The organism is Burkholderia sp. MSh2 (assembly GCF_000731655.1).
Lineage (GTDB): Bacteria > Pseudomonadota > Gammaproteobacteria > Burkholderiales > Burkholderiaceae > Burkholderia > Burkholderia paludis.
Map to the genome: position 1 here is coordinate 71851 of NZ_JPGM01000029.1, position 19943 is coordinate 91793.

Below are 19943 nucleotides of genomic sequence, written 5' to 3' on the forward strand. Positions count from 1 at the left end.
TGGCGCTGCTGCGTCACTCGACCGTCGACGAAGCCGACACCCGCGAGCGGCCGTGCGGATCGACCGCCGCATCGCGCAGGCGGATCGCGGCCTGCATGCCCGACAGCTTGAGTTCGGTCTCCTGATATTCGTTGACCGGCTCGGAATCGGCGACGATGCCACAGCCTGCGAACAGCCGGCACGCGCCGCCGTCGACCAGCGCGGAGCGCAGCGCGACGATGAAATCGCCGTTGCCGTGCGTGTCGATCCAGCCGATCGGCGCCGCATACCAGCCGCGATCGAACCCTTCGTGCGCGCGGATGTGATCGAGCGCCGCGTCGCGCGGGTGGCCGGCCACCGCCGGCGTCGGATGCAGCGCCGCGACGACCTGCAGCAGCGTCGCGTCCGCCTTCAGCGTCGCGCGGATCGGCGTGCTCAGGTGCTGCAGCTTCGGCAGCCGGTGCAGCGAAGGTTGCCCGGGCACGTCGAGCGCGTGCGACAGCGGCGCCAGCGCCGCACGGATCGCATCGACGACGAGCGCGTGTTCGAGCCGCTCCTTCGCGGAGGCCATCAGCGCCGCGCCGAGCGCGCGATCGTCGTCGGGTGTGGCGCCGCGCCGGATCGTCCCGGCCAGCGCGTGCGTGCGCACGTCGCCGGCCGCGACGCGGGCGAGGCGCTCCGGCGTGGCGCCGGCGAAGCAGGCGCCGTCGCGGCGAACCGCGAACAGGTGCGCATGCGCGTCGCGCTGCCTGAGCCGGCGCAGCAGCGGCGCGATCGCGACGGGCCGCGCGTATTGTTCGAGCACGTCGCGCGCCAGCACGACCTTGCCGAACGCGCCGCCGTGGATCGCATCCACCGCGCGCCGGACTTCGTGCTGCCATTCGCTTGCCTGCAGCGCCTGCGTGTGCAGCAGATGCGGTGCGTCGTCGTCGCGGGCGGCGGCGAGCGCGCCGAGCGACTCGATGCGGTCGAGGCACGCATGCGCGAGCGCGGCCGGATCGTCGTGCGCGGCGACGACGTGCTGGCAGACGGCCCAGTGCGCATCGCCCTCGCGCACGATCAGCAGCTTCGCGACCGTCATGCTCGCGTCGGGAAACGGCGCCCAGTGCGTGCTGCGCGCGCCGCGCGAATCGAACCGGAAGCCGCCGACCAGGCGCGGCGGCTGCGGGCCGGCCGTCACCGCCTCGCGCGCCAGCGTGCGCCAGCGCGCGTCGATCTGCGCGAAGCGCGAGTCGCCGGCGGCGCTCAGTTCGAGCGCGCAGTCCCAGCCGAACAGCGCGACCGAGGCGTCGCCGGCTTCGTGGAAGAACCACGGCGTCGCGCCGTCGTCCCACGCGGCGATCAGGTCGAAGAAGTCGAGCGGCCGCAGCGGCACCGACACCGATGCGAGCGTCGGCTCGCCGGTGGCGGCGGCGCGGCGGGCCGCGCGTGCGAACGTGTCGTGCAGCAGCGGGAGGCCGGCGTTCATGCGAGCCCCCGTTGGCGGCGCCAGTGCTGGGTCTGCTGCGCGATGTACCACGCGATCAGGTTGGCGAACAGCGTCTCGACGTAGTCGGCGTCGAGGCCGGCCTGTTCGGCCCAGCGGCGCCGGTCGGGCAGCATCGCGGCCACCCGTTCCGGCGCGGCGATGCTCGCCTCGTCCGGCTTGAAGCGCGACGCGGCCTTCACGTACTGCATGCGCCGGCCGAGCGCTTCGATGATGTCGGCGTCCAGCCGATCGATGGCTTCGCGAACGTCGGGAAGGCCCGTGCAGGCGTCCGGTGTCTTCATGTGTACTCCTTTCCGTAACGAAGGGATTGGTCGATCCGTTCGACCAGATGTGCGATCACCGCCGGGTATTGGTGCCGCAGGTAGAAGTGGTCGCCGCTGAACGTCTCGATGCGGATCGGGCGCGCCGCGACGTCCTGCCACGCCCGCGCCTCGTCGTCGTCGAGCTCGGAATCGGCGAGCGGCAGCATCACGCCGAGCGGCGTGTCGAGCCGCGGCGGCCGGTTGCGTCGATAGGTCTCGATCGCGCGGTAGTCGTGGCGGATCATCGGCAGGTAGATCGCGCGCATTTCCGGATCGGCGAGCAGCGCGGCATGCTCGCCGGACAGCCGCGCGACGTCGCCCACGAGCGCGTCGTCGGACTGGAGGTGCAGATCCGACATGCGCTGACGATGCGGCGGCGGCAGCGCGGAGACGGCGACGTAGAGCGGCGCCGCGCCGCGCGCCTCGAGCCGCAGCGCCACCTCGTACGCGAGCGCCGCGCCGAGGCTGTGCCCGAACAGCACGAGCGGCGCGTGCGCATAGCGCGACAGCGCGTCGGCGGCGGGGCCGGCGAGCGCATCGATCGTCGCCAGGCACGACTCGCCGAAGCGTTCCTCGCGGCCCGGGTACTGCAGCGCGAGCAGGTCGATGTCCCACGGCAGCGCGCGGCTCCAGCCGCGAAAGAAGCTCGCGGTGCCGCCGGCGTGCGGGAAGCAGACGAGCTGCGCGCGCGGGCACGGCGACAGGCGCAACTCGCGGATCCAGTTCGAATCGGTCGGGCGCGCGGTCATGCGGCCGCCGCCTGGAACTGGCGGCGCAGCAGGTCGCGCAGCGATTTCTTGCTGGTCTTGCCGATGCCGGTTTCCGGAAAGCGCGGCATGAACTCGATCCGATCGGGAATCTTGAACGCCGCGAGCCCGCAGTCGCGCAGGTAGCGCTTCAGCGTCAACCGCGTCGGCGCGGGCGCACGCGCGACGACGAAGGCGCAGGTGCGCTCGCCGAGCATCGGGTCGGGCATCGCGACCACCGCCGCGTCGTGCACCTGCGGATGCGCGAGCAACAGGTTCTCCACCTCCTCGGCGGAGACCTTCTCGCCGCCGCGATTGATCTGGTCCTTGTCGCGCCCCTCGACGACGAGATCGCCGTCCGCGGTGCGCCGCACGCGATCGCCGCTGCGATAGAAGCCGTCGGCGGTGAACGCCGTCGCGTCATGGTCGGCGAGCCGGTAGTAGCCGCGTATCGTGTACGGGCCGCGCACCTGCAACTCGCCGATCTCGCCGGGCGGGACCGGCGCGCCGGTTTCGTCGACGACGCGCACTTCGTCGCCGTCCGACACGGGGCGGCCCTGCGTGTGCGCGATGCGTTCGGGCGAATCGTCGAGCCGCGTGCAGCAGATGAGCCCTTCGGCCATCCCGAACACCTGCTGCAGCCGGCAGCCGAGCACGGGCGTCACGCGCTCGGCCGCGTGGTCCATGAGCCGCGCGCCGCCGACCTGCAGCACCCGCAGGCTCGACAGGTCGGCCTGCCGTTGCGGCTGTTCGTCGAGCCACAGCAGCGCGAGCGGCGGCACGAGCGCGGTATGCGTGACGCGTTCCTGCGCGATCAGCGCGAAGCTTTGCTCGGGCTCGGGCCGCCCGGTCGTGACCACGCGCCCGCCCGCGAGCAACGCGCCGATCGTGCCGGGGCAGCACAGCGTGAAGTTGTGCGCCATCGGCAGCGCGGCGAGATAGACGGTGCCGGCGTCGACGCCGCTCGCGGCGCTGCAGGCGCGCACGTTGTACAGGTACTCGCGATGGCGGCGCGGAATCAGCTTCGGCGTGCCGGTCGTGCCGCCCGACAGCTGGAAGCAGGCGATGTCGTCGGCGCGGGCCGCGCATTCCTGCATCGGCGGCGCGTCGTACAGGGCGTCGAACGGCGTGAACGCGTGATCGTCGCCGTCCATCACGACGTGCTCGAGCGACGGGCAGTCGGCCTGCAGCGCGGCCGCGAGCGGCCGGCAGTCGAAGTCGCCGAGTTGCGACGCGCACAGATACGCGCGCGCGCCGGCGAAGCGGCAGAACGCGCCGATCTCGTAGTGCCGGTGAGCGGGCAGGGCGAGCACCGGCCGCACGCCGAGCTGGAACAGCGCGAAGCACGTCTCGATGAAACGCACGCCGTTCGGCAGATGCACGACGACCGCGTCGCCGCGCGTCAGGCCGAGGCGCGCGAGGCCGCCCGCGAGACGGCGGATGCGCGCCAGCAGGTCGCGATAGCCGAGCCGGCACGCGCCGTCGACGACGGCGAGCGCATCGGGATCGCGCCGCGCGCTCGCGTCGAGTGCATCGAAGAAAGTCGTGTCCTGCCAATAGCCGGCGTCGCGATAGCGGTGCGCGAAGTCGTCGGGCCAGTCGGGGGCATCGGCCGGGAAGGCCGGCGCCACGGAGGAAAGGGAGGATTGCATGCGCTGACCTTGGGTTCGGGCAAGTTGTCAGAAAATGTAAATGAGAGGTATTATCATTTGTAACAAGTGCCGCGATCGCGTCGTTTCTTTCGATATCGCGGCAATTTCATTCGATCGGGCGCCTGTCGCGCGGCGCCCGCCCGGCCCGGCCGGACAATCGGCCGGTTGTCGCCGGCGCGCGCCGGGCCGCGCGTGCCGCCTAACCAACGGACCTCCGATGAGCTCGACCACCTTCGCTTCGTCACGACGTCACCCGCCGGTGCTCGTGCCCGGCAACCATCCGGGCGTGGTGCACATCGACGCTGGCATGAAACTCATGAGCGGCACGCTGTGCTCGGACAGCCGCGACTGGTACGAGGAGCCGCTCGAAAAAGGGCTGAAGCTCGTCCTCGTGCAGAGCGGGCAGTTGCGCTGCCGCGTACCGGGCCAGCCCGAGCAGTGCATCAAGGGGCCGGGCCTGTGCGTGATCGCCAACGACGGCGAATTCACGACGCACCAGATCTACGATCGCGACGTCCCGTTGCGCTACACGATCGTGCAGCTCGGCCTCGACGCGCTCGACCGCAACCTGAGCCTGCTGCCGGAGAAGATGCTCGCGCCGACGGGCGGCGATCCGCGCATCGTCAGTTGCCCGGCGTCCAAGGCGCTGCAGGCGCTTGCCGTGCAGATCGCGACGTGTCCGTTCGAGGGCGCGGTGCGCGAGTACTACCTGAAGGCGAAGGCGTTCGAGCTGACCGCGCTGAGCGCGCAGTTGCTGGCGACGCAGCGGCAGTTCGCGCCGGCCGACGTGCGCGTCACGTCGTCGGACGTCGAGCGCGTGTACGCGGCGAGCGACATCCTGACGCGCGAGCTGCAGCAGCCGCCGACGCTCGATGCGCTCGCGGGCCGTGTCGGGATGAATTCGCGCAAGCTCACCGCCGGTTTCCGCAAGGTGTTCGGCACGAGCGTGTATGCGTACCTGCAGGAATACCGGCTGCGGACCGCGCACGCGATGCTGTGCGCGGAGGACGCGAACGTGTCGACCGTCGCGTACCGCGTCGGCTACAGCCCCGCGCATTTCTCGATCGCATTCCGCAAGCGCTACGGCATTTCGCCGAGCGACATCCGGGCGTCGTCGAACGCCATCGACGACGCCGAACTGGCGGGGGCGGCGATCTAAAACAACTGACCGGCTGCCTAAAGCAATCGACCGGGCTCATGGGTGTGAATGAGATAGATTCTCATTCACGGGTGGCCGCCGCCGCGCGGATCCGCCATCTAACGACCCATACAAGGCGTGCCCATGAGCCAGACCGCTGTCGATTCCAGGATCGACCATTCCGATCCTTCCCGTTCTTCTCCCATTGCCTTGCGCTCGCGGCTCGTCGCGCTGATCGCCGAGCTGCTCGACGAGCCCGTCGACGAAGTCGCGTTGCTCGACGACGACGAGGACCTGCTGAGCTGCGGCCTCGATTCGATCCGGCTGATGTACCTGCAGACGCGCGTGAACCGGCTCGGTTACGCGCTGACGTTCGATGCGTTCGCACGCTCGCCGACGCTCGGCGCGTGGGCCGCGCTGCTCGCGAACGCGCCGCGCGTCGCGCGCGCGACGCCTGACGCCGGCGCGGCCGACCTCGACGTCGACGTGCATGCGCCGTTCGACCTGTCGGCGGTGCAGCAGGCGTACTGGCTCGGCCGCGGCGACGGCGAAGTGCTCGGCAACGTGAGCTGCCATGCGTTCCTCGAGTTCCGCAGCCGCGCGATCGATCCCGTTCGTCTGGACGCGGCATGCCGGCTCGTGCGCGAGCGTCACCCGATGCTGCGGGCGCGTTTCGCCGGCGGCCGGCAGCAGATCGTCGCGACGCCGGATTCGCCGGTGTTCGAGCACGCGGACTGGCGCGACAGGACGCCCGCCGACGCGGAAAGCGGCTGGGCGTCGCTGCGCGCGTTCCGGTCGCACGAATGTCTCGACGTCGAGCGTGCGCAGGCCTTCATGACGGGGCTCGTGCAGATGCCCGGCGGCGAGGATCGCGTGTGGCTGAGCGTCGACCTGCTCGCGGCCGACGTGGACAGCGTGCGGCTGCTGATGCAGGAGATCGGCGCGGCGTATGCCGAGCCGTCGGCATTGCCCGACGCGCCGTCGACGTGGTTCCCGGCCTGGCTCGCGCGTCGCGCGGCCGATACGCGCGATGCGCGGGCCGCGGCGCGCGACGCCTGGCACGCGCGGCTCGCCGCGCTGCCGGAAGGGCCGGCGCTGCCGCTCGCCCGCGCGCCGGAAACGATCCGCGCGCCGCGCTTCAGCCGCGTCGCGCATACGCTCGGCACGGCCGAACTCGCGCGCCTGCAGGCGCGGGCCGCGCAGCACGGCGTCACGCTGTCGTCGGTGTTCGGCGCGGCATTCGCCGCGGTGCTCGCGCGCTGGAGCGACCGGCAGGCGTTCCTGCTCAACGTGCCTCTGTTCGACCGGCACGGCGATGCGCCCGATCTCGGCCGCGTGATCGCGGATTTCACGACGCTGCTGCTCGTCGAATGCGACGTGCGCGCCGACGCGAGCGCGGCCGACGCGGTGCGCGCCTTTCAGCAGCGGCTGCACGGCGCGATCGCGCAGGCCGCGTATCCGGCGCTCGACGTGCTGCGCGATGCGCGCCGGCAGGGTGCGCCGCGCGCGGCGCCCGTCGTGTTCTCGTGCAATCTCGGCGACGCGCCGTTCGTGCCCGACGCGTTCGCGCGCGTGTTCGGCGATCTGCACGACATGATTTCGCAGACGCCGCAGGTATGGCTCGATCACCAGCTCTATCGCGTGCCGGACGGCGCGCTGCTCGCGTGGGACAGCGTCGACGGCCTCTTTCCCGACGGAATGCTCGATGCGATGTTCGGCGCGTACGTCGCGCTCGTGCAGGCGTTGTGCGATCGCGACTGGCGGCTGCCGATCGCGGTCGAACTGCCGTCCGCGCAACGTCGCGTGCGCGATGCGCTCAACGCGGCGCTCGCACCGGGACGGCCGCGCACGTTGCACGACGATTTCTTCGCATTGGCCGCACGTGAGCCGGCGGCCGTTGCGCTGCGTTGCGGCGAGCGCGCCGTGACGCGCGGCGAACTGGCCGCGCAGGCGCTCGCGATCGCGGGCGGCCTGCGCGCGGCCGGCATCGGCCATGGCGATGCGGTCGAGATCAGCCTGCCGCGCGGGCCCGCGCAGGTGGCCGCGGTGTTCGGCGTACTGGCCGCCGGCGCGTGCTACGTGCCGCTCGACATCGCGCAGCCGGTGGCGCGCAAGGCGCTGATCGAGCGCGCGGCCGGCGTGAAGGCCGCGATCGGCGACGCGGCGCTCGCCGATGCGCCGCTGCCGCAGTTTTCCGTCGCGGCGCTGATGCGCCATGCGCCGCTGGCCGCTCCGGCGGCGGTGCCGCCGCAGGCCTCCGCGTACGTGATCTACACGTCCGGTTCGACGGGCGTGCCGAAGGGCGTCGAGATGACGCACGCGGCGGCGCTCAACACGATCGACGCGATCGGCGCGCTGCTCGGCGTGAACGCGGACGACCGGCTGCTCGCCGTGTCGGCGCTCGACTTCGACCTGTCGGTGTACGACCTGTTCGGTGCGCTGGGCGCCGGCGCCGAACTCGTGCTGCCGACCCAGGACGACGCGCGCGACGCGGCCCGCTGGATCGACCTGATCGCGCAGCATCGCGTGACGCTGTGGAATTCGGCGCCCGCGCTGCTGGAAATGGCGCTGGCGGTGCCGGCCGCGGCCGACGCGTGCCGCAGCGTGCGCGCGGCGCTGCTGTCCGGCGACTGGATCGCGCTCGACCTGCCGGCGCGCCTGCGCGAGCGCTGTGGCGCCGCGTGCGCGTTCCATGCGCTCGGCGGGGCGACCGAGGCCGGCATCTGGTCGAACGTGCAGACGGTGCATGACGTGCCGCCGCACTGGCGTTCGATTCCGTACGGCCGGCCGCTGCCGGGGCAGGCCTATCGCGTCGTCGATGCCGACGGCCGCGACGCGCCCGACTACGTGCCGGGCGAACTGCTGATCGGCGGCGACAGTCTCGCGCGCGGCTACCGGAACGATCCGGAGCTGACCGTGCAGCGTTTCGTGCAGCATGCGTCGGGCCGCTGGTATCGCACGGGCGACCGTGGCCGCTACTGGCCCGACGGCACGCTCGAATTCCTCGGGCGCGAGGATCGTCAGGTGAAGGTGCGCGGGCACCGGATCGAACTCGGCGAAATCGAGGCCGCGCTGGCCGCGCATCCGCAGATCGACGGTGCGTGCGCGAGCGTCGCCGGCGGCGAGGCTGCGCGCATCGTCGCGGCGTTCGTGCCGGCCGATTGCGCGCCGGGCGCGGACCCTTCGTCGCCCGCGCTCGCGGAAGCCGGCCATGCCGACACGGTGCACGCTGAAGCGGCCGTCGCGCGCGCGGTGGCCGACCGGCTGCTCGACGGCGATGCGGGCTTGCCGCCTGCGCTGCGCGGGCCGGGGCGCGCGAAGGGCGACGCCCCGGTCGCCATCGACGGCGCGCTCGACCTGCTCGACTGGTATGCGGCCGATCTCGACGATCTGACCGCTTCGCTGCGCGCGCTCGCCGCCGATCCGGAGGGCGCCGCGCAACGCGTGCCGCTCGACGCGCGGGTGGCGCCGCTCGCGTTCGCGACGCGGTTGCCCGACGGCGCTCGCGCGCTGCGTCAGTTCGGCGATGCGCTGCGGGCGCAGGCCGACGCGCAGGCGACGCCGCCGCGGGTCGCGGTGCTCGACGCCCGTGCCGGGCAGTGGCTCGATGCGGGGCTCGGCGTGCTCGACGATCCGCGTTTCGACGTGACGCTGTTCGACGCGTCGCCGGGCCTGCTGCGCAGTGCGCAGGCGCGCTTCGCGCAGACGACGCCGACGCTGCAGACGATGCAGGACGGCCTGCTGCCCGCACGCCATCTCGGCCGGTTCGATTGCGTGATCAGCTTCGCGGCGGCGCACCTGCGCGACGATCCGCGCGACACGTTCCGGATCGCGGCCGCGTTGCTGGCGCAGCATGGCCGCTTGCTGCTGGCCGACGTGCTGCGCGATTCGCCGCTGCGCGAACTCGTCGCGGGCGTGACGGGCGACGCGTCGGCGCCGCAGCCGTTCGGGCACGCCGCGCTGGCCGCGGCGGCGCACACCTGCGGCTTCGCGGTCGATGCCGGGAGCTGGCGCTCGAGCGCGTTCGCGTGCATCGACGCGCGCCGGGCCGGCGAGCCGGTCGCGCAGGCGGCGCTGGCCGACTGGCTGCGCGACCGGTTGCCCGACGCGATGCGTCCCGATGCGCTGTGGTGCGTGCCGCGCTGGCCGCTCAACGCGAACGGCAAGATCGACCGGCGGGCTGTGGGCGATGCGCTCGCGCGGGCGCTCGGCGACGCGCCGGCCGCGCACGAGGCGTTCGTGCCGGCAAACGAACGGCAGGCAACGCTGCTCGCGTGCTGGGAACACGCGCTCGGCCGTCCGGCGAACGCGCGCGAGGCGACGTTCTTCGCGCTCGGCGGCGACAGCCTGCTCGCGACGCGTCTGCTCGCGCAACTGCGCGAGCGGCTCGGCGTGCGGATCGGCATGGCGGCGTTCTACCGGCAGCCGACGCTCGCGGGGCTCGCCGCGCGGCTCGACGAGTCGGCGCCGTCCGCACCGGCCGACGGCGATACGCCGGTCGCCGCGATCGAGGAGGGCGTGCTGTGAGCTTCGACGACGTACTCGACCTCTGCCGCGAACGCCAGATCGAACTGTGGTGCGACGACGGCGGACAGTTGCGCTATCGCGCGCCGGCCGGCGCGCTCGACGCGGATCTGGCCGCGCGCATCAAGGCCGAACGCGACGCGTTCGTCCGTTTCCTGCAGGCCGGCGCGTGGCGCGGCGATCCGGCGGCCCGGCACGAGCGCTTCGCGCTGACGCCGGTGCAGGCGGCGTATGTGCTCGGCCGTCACGAATCGTTCGAGTTCGGCGGCCATGCGTGCCATCTGTACGTCGAATACGACGAACCCGCGAATCTCGACTGCGTGCGCTTCGAGGCGGCGTGGAACGCGTGCGTCGCGCGGCATCCGATGCTGCGCGCGATCGTCGAGGACAACGCGTGGCAGCGCGTGCTGCCCGACGTGCCGTGGCAGCCGCTCGCGGTGCACGACCTGCGCGACGCCGATGCGAACGCATTCGACGCACACCTGCGGCGCGTGCGCGAGCGTCTCGACCATGCGGTGCATGCGCTCGATCGCTGGCCGGTGCTGCAGCCGGAAGTGAGCCTCGGGCCGGACGGCGCGGTGCTGCACCTGTCGGTCGATTTCACGTTGATCGACTACGCGAGCCTGCAACTGCTGCTCGCCGAATGGCGGCGCCGTTACGATGCGCCGCACTGGCAGCCCGCGCCGCTCGACGCGACGTTCCGCGACTACGTCGTCAATGAAGCCCATGCCGGCACGCGCGCCGATCATGCGCGCGACAAGGCATGGTGGCTCGCGCGCATCGACGATCTGCCCGCACGGCCGGACCTGCCGGTGTTGCCCGCGCTGCGCGCCGACGCGCGGCCGCGCTTCACGCACCGGCATGCGCGGCTCGACCGCGCGCAATGGGCCGCGCTGAGCGCCCAGGCGAGCCGCTTCGGGCTGAGCGCGGCGAGCGTCGCGCTGGCCGCGTTCGCCGAGGTCGTCGGCCGCTGGAGCCAGTCGCCGGCGTTCTGCCTGAACCTGACGGTGCTGAACCGGCCGCCGGTGCATCCGCACATCGATGCGGTGCTCGGCGATTTCACCGCGCTGAGCCTGCTCTCGGTGGACGCGACGCACGGGCGCGATTTCGTCGAGCGTGCGCGCACGCTCGGCGCGCGGATGTTCGACGATCTCGACCATCGCGCGTTTACCGGCGTCGACGTGATGCGCGAACTCGCGCGGCGGCGCGGCAAGGAGGCGGCGCTGATGCCGGTGGTGTTCACGAGCGGCATCGGCAGCGTCGAGCGGCTGCTCGGCGAGCAACCGGCCCGCGCGGCGCCGCCGCGCTACATGATCAGCCAGACGCCGCAGGTCTGGCTCGACTGCCAGGTGACCGACCAGTTCGGCGGGCTGGAAATCGGCTGGGACGTGCGCGACGATCTGTTTCCGGACGGCATGCCCGCGGCGATGTTCGACGCATACGTCGCGTTGCTCGGGCGGCTCGCCGGCGACGCCGAATGGTGGTCGCGCGCGGGCGACATCGTGCTGCCGGCCGCCGCGCCGGCCGCCGACGCGCATCCGGATGCGGACATGCATATCGCGGCCGGCTTCGCCGCGCAGGCGTTGCGTACGCCCGATGCGCCGGTGGTGATCGATGCGCAGGGCGCACGCACCTACCGTGACGTCGCGCAACACGCGGCGGCGCTGCGGACCGCGCTCGAACAGGCCGGCGTCGGCGCGGGCGACACCGTCGCGGTGCTGATGCCGAAGTGCGCGCACCAGCTCGCGGCCGTGCTCGCGATCGTCCAGGCGGGGGCCGCGTACGTGCCGGTCGACAGCCGCCAGCCGGCGCTGCGGCAACAGGCGATCCTGCGCAATGCGCGGGTGCGCGCCGTCGTCAGCGTGCAGGCGCTCGACTTCGTGCACGACGGGTGCGTGCGCATCGATCTCGATGCGTTGCCGATCGATCCGCAATGGCCGCCGCGCGCCGCGCACGACATCGGCGGCGATGCGCTGGCGTACGTGATCTACACGTCGGGCTCCACCGGCGAACCGAAGGGCGTGATGCTGAGCCACGCGGCGGTGTGCAACACGCTCGCCGACATCAGCGCGCGCCACGCGGTCGGCGCCGGCGACGTGGTGCTCGGGCTTGCCGAGCTGAGCTTCGACCTGTCCGTCTACGACTTCTTCGGCGCGACCGCGCGCGGCGCGTGCATCGTGCTGCCCGATCCGGCGCGCGGCAACGATCCGTCGCATTGGGCCGAGCTGATGGCGCGTCATCGCGTGACGCTGTGGAATTCGGTGCCCGCGCAAGGGCAGATGCTGATCGACTACCTCGAAGGCGAGCCGGCGCTCGACGTGCCGGGCCCGCGCCGCGTGCTGTGGTCGGGCGACTGGATTCCGGTGACGCTGCCGGCGCGCTGGTGGCGGCGCTGGCCCGACAGTGCGCTGTTCAGCCTCGGCGGCGCGACCGAAGCGTCGATCTGGTCGATCGAGCATCCGATCCGGCCGGCGGACACGCAGCTCGCCAGCATTCCCTACGGCCGCGCGCTGACGGGCCAGACCATGGAAGTGCTCGACGCACTCGGCCGGCCGTGCCCGCCCGGCGTGCGCGGCGAAATCCATATCGGCGGCGTCGGGCTCGCGACGGGCTACGCGAACGATCCGGTGAGGACGGACGAACGCTTCATCCGTCATCGCGACGGGCGCAGGCTCTACCGCACCGGCGATCTCGGCCGCGTGCGCGCCGACGGTTCGCTCGAATTCCTCGGGCGTCAGGACGATCAGGTGAAGATCCGCGGCTACCGGATCGAGCTGGCCGAGATCGATGCGGCGCTGGCCGCGCATCCGCAGGTCGGCGCGGCCGCGACGATCGTGCTCGGCGAAGGGGCGGAGCGCCGGCTCGCGAGCTTCGTGTCGTTGCACGGCGCGGAGCCGGCTACGCCGCCGGAGCCGGCTCCGGCTCCGAGGGAAGACGCACTGCACGAGATCGCGACGCACGTGCGCGCGGCGTTCGACGCCGCACGCTGGCCCGCGCACGCGGACGTGTCGCGCTCGGTCGCCCGGCTCGAGGCGGCGTGCGTCGCGTCGCTGGCGGCCTGGATCGTGCCGGCCGGCGGGCTGGGCGACGAGGCGCCGACCGATTTCGACACGCTGTGCGAGCGGCTGCGCGTGCCGGCGGCGCGGCGGCATCTGCTGCGTCACTGGCTCGCGATGCTCGACGGGCACGGCGTGCTGGATGCGAGCGTCGAGGGCGGCTGGCGCGTGCGGCCCGACGCCGATCGCGCCGACGCGCACGCGTGCTGGGATGCGTTCGCGCAGGATGCGTCGCCCGATCTGTGGCCGCCCGTACTGGTCGACTACTTCCGAGACAGCGCGGGGTGCATCGACGTGCAGGTGGACGGCAGCGTGTCGCCGGCCGGCCTGATGTTCCCGGAAGGCGCGTCGCATATCGCCGATGCGATGTACAGCGACGGCGAACATGCGCGCGCGCTGCATCGCGGGATGGCGCAGGCTGTGCGTGCGATCGTCGCGCGCGAACCGCGGCGCCCGTGGCGGATGCTCGAGATCGGCGCGGGCACGGCCGCGGCGACGCGAGCGATCGTCGACGCGCTCGCGCCGCTGGTGGAGGCGGGCGCGCGGATCGACTACCTGTTCAGCGACGTGTCGAGCTACTTCCTCGCGGCGGCGCGCGAGCGTTTCGCCGCGTATCCGTGGATGCGCTTCGTGCGGTTCGACATGAACGCGCCGTTCGACGCGCAGGGCATCGCGCCGCATTCGATCGACGTCGCGATCAGCTCCGGCGCGCTGAACAATGCGCGCGACACGGTCGCGCTGATCGCCGGGTTGCGGACGCTGGCGGCGGCCGATGCGTGGTGGGTGATCCAGGAACTGACGGCCGAGCATCCGGAAATCAGCATCAGCCAGGGGCTGATGATGGAAACGCCGGACGACGCGCGCGCCGCCGACGCGCGCCTGTTCGTGCCGCGCGCGCGGTGGCTCGAATGGCTGCAGGCGGACGGCGGCGATCGCGCGCTCGGGTGCGTGGCGCCGGGCACGCCGCTCGACGCGCTCGGCTACGACATCCTGGTCGCGCACGTGAAGCGCGGCGCGCCGCGCATCGCGACCGACGCGCTGCTGGCGTTCGTCGCGGAGCGCGTGCCGGGCTACATGGTGCCGTCGCAATTGCGCGTGCTCGACCGGTTGCCCGTGACCGCGAACGGCAAGATCGACCGCCGTACGCTGGCCGGCATCGCCGAGATTCGCGAGCCGGAGCCGGCGGCCGCTCGGCCGGCCCGGGCGCAGGCCGACGCCGATCCGCTGCTGGCGCGGCTGATCGGCCTGTGGGAAGCGGTGCTCGATACGCGCGACGTCGCGCCGGACCAGGACTTCTTCGCCGCGGGCGGCGATTCGCTGCTGATCGCGCAACTCGTGTCGCGGCTGCGCGGCGAGGAGCCGCTCGCGCACGCGCATCCGTTCGACCGGCTGCTGCGCTGGGTGCTCGCGCAGCCGACGCCGGCCGCGTTCGCGCAATGCCTGCGCGACGCGCACGCGCAGCCGCCGGGCGCCGCATCGCCGGCGCCGGCCGTCGCGCGCGCGCCGCAGGCGTCGGCCGTCGTCCATGCGCCGGCGCCCCGCGTGCGCGCCGACGTGCGGCCGATTTCGCTGGCGCCGGGCGACGGTGTGCCGCGCGTGATCGTGCACGAGGGGCTCGGCACCGTGCATGCCTATCGTCCGGCGATGCCGGCGCTCGCGCGGCTCGGCCCGGTGCTCGGCTTCGCGGTGCGCGACGCGCAGGACTATCTCGACCTGCCGGCGCGCCACCTGAATGCGACGCTCGGCAGGCGTTACGCGGACGCGCTGTGGCGCGCCGGCGTGCGCGAGGTCGACGTGCTCGGCTACTGCTCGGGCGGGCTGGTCGCGCTCGAAATGGCGAAGTCGCTCGTGCAGCTCGGCGTTGACGTGCGCACGCTCGACATCGTGTCGAGTTACCGGATTCCGTACCTGATCGAGGATGAGCGGCTCGTGCTGTTCAACTTCGCGGCGACGCTCGGGCTGCCGCTCGACGCGCTGGGGTTCCCGGAAACGTATGTGCTGGCCGACGCGCTCGCCGATGCGCTGAAGGCCGACCCCGCGCGGCTCGCATCCGGCAGCCTGCAGGCGCAGCTGGAGATCTTCGGCGATCGCTGCGAGCCGCTCGATGCGCTGCGCGGCCGCGTGCTGCGCGCCGCCGCGGGATTGTCGATGCAGGACGCGGTCGCGCATCCGCTGCTCGACGAGCGCGAACGGCTGTACCGGCTCTTCACGCATTCGGTGCAGGCGAGCCATTGGGCCGGCGATGCGCCTTACGCGGGCGCGCTGCGGCTGTTCGTGCCGGAGCGCTGCAACCCGCTGATCCCGCAGCAGCGCGCGGCGCTCACCGACTACTGGACGGCGCAGGCGCTCGGCGGCATCACGTCCGTCGACATCCCCGGCGGTCATTTCGACTGCCTGAACGCCGCGTTCGTCGACACCCGCCTGAAGGAGGCGCAATGAAGGACCATCCGCTGCCGGTCGTCGTGGCCGGCTCCCGCTTCGGCCAGTTCTACGCGGCGGGCCTCGCCGCATCCGGCGCGTATCGTGTCGCCGGCATGCTCGGCCGGGGCAGCGCGCGCACGGCCGCACTCGCCGCGCGTGTCGGCGCGCCCGTGTTCGACAGCCCGGAAGCGCTGCCCGACGACGTGCGCGTGGCATGCGTGGCCGTCGGCGGCGCGGCGCGCGGCGAGCAAGGCGCGGCGCTCGCGTGCCGGCTGCTCGAACGCGGGATCGACGTCGTGATCGAGCATCCGCTGCTGCCCGACGAATGGGACACGGTGCTGCGCACCGCGTCGCGTCACGGCCGCCGCTGCCTGCTCAACAGCTTCTATCCGAACCTGCCGGTCGTCTCCCGCTTCATCGCGGTCGCGCGGCGGCTGCGCGAGACGTGCGCGCCCGTGCATGCGGATGTCGTGTGCTCGGTGCAGGCCAGCTACGCGGCGCTCGACGTGCTCGCGGCCGCGCTGCAGGGCGTGGGCCCGTGGTCGGTCGAGCCGGTCGGGCCGGCGCTGTCGTCGATGCGCGAATGCGCGATGGTGCTCGCGGAAACGCCGGTCTCGCTGCGCGTGCACAACGAGATGGCGGCGGCCGACGACGGCCGGATGAGCGTGCTGTTCGGCATCACGCTGACGACGGAAGCCGGCACCTGGACGCTCGCGTCGCCGCACGGCCCGCTGTGGTGGGCGCCCGCGCTGCGCGAACCGGCGGCGGACGAGGACGGGCTGTTCCCGATCTTCGGCGACACGGCCGGCGACGACCTGCCGAGCATCCAGCTGTGCGACGAGGCGCGCGATACGTGGGGGACGATCCACGCGCACAGCTGGCCGCAGGCGGCCGTGCGTGCGGTCGATCGCCTCGTGTCGGGCGACGGGTTGCAGGCGTGCAACCAGCGCAGCATCGACGTCACGCGCGTCTGGCAGCAACTGACCATGCAGCTCGGCTTTCCGGAACAGCCGCCGGGCGATGCTCGCACGGCGACCCTCGGCATGCTGCTGGAGCGTGCCGCATGAAGGGGCCGCTGCTTTCGATGTTGCGGCCGTTCGCGGCGCCGCTCGCGGCGGCGGTCGTGCTGCAGGCGCTGGCGGGTGTCGCGTCGCTCGTGCCGTGGCTCGCGCTCGGCCGCGTCGCCGACGCATGGCGCGCGACCGCGCAGCTCGACGCGACGGCGCGCGGCTGGCTCGTCGCGGCCGTGGTGGCCGGCGCGGGCTGGCTGGGCGGCCAGACGATCGCGCTGCACCTGACGCACCGCGTCGACGCGGCTCTTTCCGACCGCTTGCGCAAGCGCCTCGCCGATCATCTGCAACGCTTGCCGCTCGGCTGGTTCGCGCGCGCGGGCGGCGATCGCGTCGCGCGCCACGTCGACCAGGACGTGCGCGCGCTGCACCAGCTCGTCGCGCACGCGCCGGCCGACGTCACGCAGCTCATCGTCGTGCCGTGCGCGGCGCTCGCGTGTCTGCTGTACGTGAATCCCGTCCTGCTCGCGTTCGCGCTCGTGCCGCTCGTCGCGGGCGTCGCGCTGTTTCGCTGGATGCGCTCGGCGCGGTTCGCGCCGGCCGTCGCCGCGCGCAACGCGGCGCTCGAGCAATTGATGGGCGATTACGCGCAGCTCGCGCAGAATCCGGCGCTCGTGCGGCAGTATCCGGGCGCGGGCATCGAGGCGGCCGCGCTGGCGTCGACCGGGCGCTTCGGTCAGGCGTTCTTCGCGTGGGTCGGCCGCATCGGCGGGGCGGGGGCGTGCTCGCAGGTGCTGCTCGGCACACCGTTCCTGCTCGCGTGGGTCGTGTTCGGTGCGACGTGGCTCACGGCCGGCCGCCTGCCGGTCGGCGAATTGTGCGTGTTCGCGCTGCTGATCTGGGCGGTCGCGGCGCCGGTGCGCGCGCTCGGCCACGGCGCCGACGCGTTGCGCGAGGCGCGCGCGGCGGCTGCGCGCCTCGATGCGCTGCTCGCGCAGCCGGGCCTGCCCGAGCCCGCCGACGGCGCGGCGAAGGCGCCGCGCGATGCATCGGTCGAGCTGAAGGGCGTGAGCGTCGATATCGACGGCGTGCGGATCCTGCACGACATCGACGCGACGGTCGCGGCCGGCACGACGACCGCGATCGTCGGGCCGTCGGGCGCGGGCAAGAGCACGCTGTTGATGCTGCTCGCGCGCTTCATGGATCCGGATCGCGGCACGGTGGCGCTCGGCGGCGCCGACCTGCGCCTGCTCGCGTCGCACACGCGGCGCGAGCAGGTCGCGATGGTGTTCCAGCAGGCCGCCGCGCTCGACGTGTCGATTGCCGCGAACATCGCGCTTTACCGGCCCGACGCCGAGCGCGGCGAGATTCGCGCGGCCGCGCGCGCGGCCTGCCTCGACGAACGGATCGACGCGTTGCCGGGCGGCTACGACTGCGTGTGCGGACGCGACGTGCGCCTGTCCGGCGGCGAGCTGCAGCGCCTGGCGATCGCGCGGGCGCTGTTGTCCGCGGCGCCGCTGCTGCTGCTCGACGAGCCGGCGTCGGCGCTCGACCCGCAAACCGGGCGCGCGTTGCGCAACGCATTGCGCGGCGACCCGCGCACGCGCGTGATCGTCAGTCACGATCTCGATGCGATCCGGCATGCGGACCAGATTCTCGTGATGGATCGCGGCCGCATCGTCGAGCGCGGCACGCATGCGGCGCTGCTGGCCGCGCACGGGCTGTATGCGCGGCTATGGGCCGAACGCGGCGCGGCCGCCGGGGAGGGAGCACGATGATGCAATCGCTCAAACGTTTGCAATGCCTGCCGCGCGACACGCGCGGCGCGCTGTGGCGCGGGGTCGGCTGGGCGGTGGCCGCCGCGCTGCTCGACGGCGCATGCGGGCTGCTGCTCGTGCCGCTGATCCGCGCGTGGTTTGCCGGCGCGCACGCGGCCGCGCTGCACTGGACGATCGCGCTCGGCGCGCTGACGCTATGCCACGCGCTCGTGCTGTATGTCGCGCAACTCGGCGGCTATCGCGCGGGTGGCGCGCTGGCCGTCGGCCTCGTCGAGCGCCTCGTGCAGCATTTGCCGCGCATTGCGTCGTGGCAGGCCGTGCGCGACCGTCATCCGGCGGGGCTGCTGCGCGGGCCCGTCATGCAGGCGATGAGCATTCCCGCGCACCTGCTCGGGCCGCTGATCGGCGCGGTCGTCACGCCGCTCGCGGTTGTCGCTGGGCTCGCGTGGATCGACTGGCGCATCGCACTCTGCCTCGCGGCCGCGGCCGTGCTGCTGTTCGCGCTGCTCGAACGCGGCGGCGCACGCACGCTCGCATCCGAGCAGGCGCGCGCGGCCGGCGATCGCGAGATGGCCGTGCAGTTGCAGACCTTCGCCGCGCATCAGGGGCTGTTGCGCTTCGCGGGCCAGGAAGGCGACGCGCGCGCGGCGCTGCAGCGCGCGTTCGACGAGCAGCATCGCCGCACGCGCACGCTGATGCGGCGCTCGCTGCCGATCGAGCTCGGCTTCGCGGGGGCGGTGCAGGGCGTGTTCGTCGCGATGCTGGTCGGCGGCGCGTGGGCGGTCGCGGCGGGCCGGCTCGATGCCGCGACGGCCGTGGCGGTGCTGGTGCTGCTCGTGCGCTTCATCGAGCCGCTCGCGCAACTCACGCAGTTGGACCAGGCGCTGCGCGGCGGCTGGCGCGCGCTCGATACGGTGCTCGCCGTGCTGCATGCGCCGCGTTTCGACAGCCCCGAGCGCGGCACGCCGGTACACGATGCGAGCGTCGACGCGGTGCGGGTCGGCTATCGATCGGGCGCCGGCGCGACGCTGCTCGACGGCGTCGACCTGCAGTGTCCGGCGGGCGGCTTCGTCGCGATCGTCGGCCCCACGGGCGCCGGCAAGAGCACGCTGCTGGGGCTGCTCGCGCGGCTCGACGATCCGTGCGCCGGGCGCGTGCTGCTCGGCCGCTCCGACGTGCGGCACCTGAGCGAGGCGACGCTCGCGGCGACCCGCAACCTCGTGTTCCAGGACAACGGGCTGTTTCGCGGCAGCCTCGCCTGGAACGTCCGGATGGGGCGGCCGGACGCGACCGATGCCGAACTGCGCGACGCGCTGGACGCGGTCGGCCTGTTGCGCGACGTGGAGCGGATGCCCGACGGGCTCGAGTCCGACGTGGGGCCGGGCGGCCAGTTGCTGTCGGGCGGGCAGCGCCAGCGTGCGTGCCTCGCCCGCGCGCTGCTGGCGCGGGCGCCGGTGCTGATGTTCGACGAGCCGACCGCGAGCCTCGACGAGTTGAGCGCGCGGCGCGTGCGCGACAGCCTCGTCGCGCTGCGCGGGCAGCGTACGCGTATCGTCGTCACGCACCAGCCGGCGCTCGCGGCGGCCGCCGACACGATCGTCGTGCTCGACGCGGGCCGGGTGCGGGCGACCGGCACGCATGCGCGGCTTGTCGAAACCGATGCGTGGTATGCGACGTTCGCCCGGGCCGGGCGGCCGCCCGAAGGGCCGGCGCCCGCCCCGGCGGGCGCGGACGCCGATGTCCGGGCGGCCGAATCCGAACAATGACGTGAACAATGTATGCCGGCGTGCCCGGAATCGATAGGAAAAGGCCCTCGATCGAAAAATCCCCGGCCGGTTCTATTTGATA

The 19943-nt window shown here is 72.9% G+C and carries 10 protein-coding genes; 6 read left to right on the forward strand and 4 right to left on the reverse strand.

Annotated features, from left to right (window positions below):
- Positions 1-13: 13 nt before the first annotated feature.
- From GQ57_RS19115 to GQ57_RS19130, 4 genes are read right to left on the reverse strand one after another with little or no spacing between them, the layout of a single operon-like run.
- Positions 14-1447: an isochorismate synthase gene (locus GQ57_RS19115; RefSeq protein WP_034198724.1), complete on the reverse strand. Its 1434-nt coding sequence runs from the start codon at positions 1445-1447 to the stop codon at positions 14-16.
- Positions 1444-1749: an isochorismate lyase gene (locus tag GQ57_RS19120; protein WP_031398727.1), complete on the reverse strand. Its 306-nt coding sequence runs from the start codon at positions 1747-1749 to the stop codon at positions 1444-1446. The genes GQ57_RS19115 and GQ57_RS19120 overlap by 4 nt, the downstream gene beginning before the upstream one ends.
- On the reverse strand, positions 1746-2519 hold the full coding sequence (locus GQ57_RS19125; protein WP_031398728.1) for a thioesterase II family protein: 774 nt from the start codon (positions 2517-2519) through the stop codon (positions 1746-1748). Before GQ57_RS19125 ends, GQ57_RS19120 begins: the two co-directional genes overlap by 4 nt.
- Positions 2516-4168 (reverse strand): (2,3-dihydroxybenzoyl)adenylate synthase, encoded by a 1653-nt coding sequence (locus GQ57_RS19130; protein ID WP_034198725.1) that lies wholly within the window; start codon positions 4166-4168, stop codon positions 2516-2518. Before GQ57_RS19130 ends, GQ57_RS19125 begins: the two co-directional genes overlap by 4 nt.
- A 217-nt stretch (positions 4169-4385) precedes the next feature.
- Here GQ57_RS19130 and GQ57_RS19135 point away from each other — a divergent pair, with 217 nt between their 5' ends.
- The 6 genes from GQ57_RS19135 to GQ57_RS19160 all read left to right on the forward strand — a co-directional run bounded on the left by GQ57_RS19135 (position 4386) and on the right by GQ57_RS19160 (position 19861).
- Complete coding sequence (locus GQ57_RS19135; protein ID WP_052001392.1) at positions 4386-5327, forward strand: helix-turn-helix transcriptional regulator; 942 nt, start codon at positions 4386-4388, stop codon at positions 5325-5327.
- A gap of 123 nt (positions 5328-5450) precedes the next feature.
- Positions 5451-9833: a non-ribosomal peptide synthetase gene (locus GQ57_RS19140; protein ID WP_034198726.1), complete on the forward strand. Its 4383-nt coding sequence runs from the start codon at positions 5451-5453 to the stop codon at positions 9831-9833.
- The gene (locus GQ57_RS19145; protein WP_034198727.1) at positions 9830-15325 is read left to right on the forward strand and encodes a non-ribosomal peptide synthetase; all 5496 of its coding nucleotides are present in this window, start codon (positions 9830-9832) and stop codon (positions 15323-15325) included. The genes GQ57_RS19140 and GQ57_RS19145 overlap by 4 nt, the downstream gene beginning before the upstream one ends.
- Entirely contained in the window at positions 15322-16374 is a 1053-nt protein-coding gene (locus GQ57_RS19150) for a Gfo/Idh/MocA family oxidoreductase (RefSeq protein WP_034198728.1), read from the forward strand. The genes GQ57_RS19145 and GQ57_RS19150 overlap by 4 nt, the downstream gene beginning before the upstream one ends.
- The gene (locus GQ57_RS19155) at positions 16371-18095 is read left to right on the forward strand and encodes an ABC transporter ATP-binding protein (RefSeq protein ID WP_034198729.1); all 1725 of its coding nucleotides are present in this window, start codon (positions 16371-16373) and stop codon (positions 18093-18095) included. The genes GQ57_RS19150 and GQ57_RS19155 overlap by 4 nt, the downstream gene beginning before the upstream one ends.
- Complete coding sequence (locus tag GQ57_RS19160; RefSeq protein WP_034198730.1) at positions 18092-19861, forward strand: ABC transporter ATP-binding protein; 1770 nt, start codon at positions 18092-18094, stop codon at positions 19859-19861. The genes GQ57_RS19155 and GQ57_RS19160 overlap by 4 nt, the downstream gene beginning before the upstream one ends.
- Positions 19862-19943 lie beyond the last annotated feature (82 nt).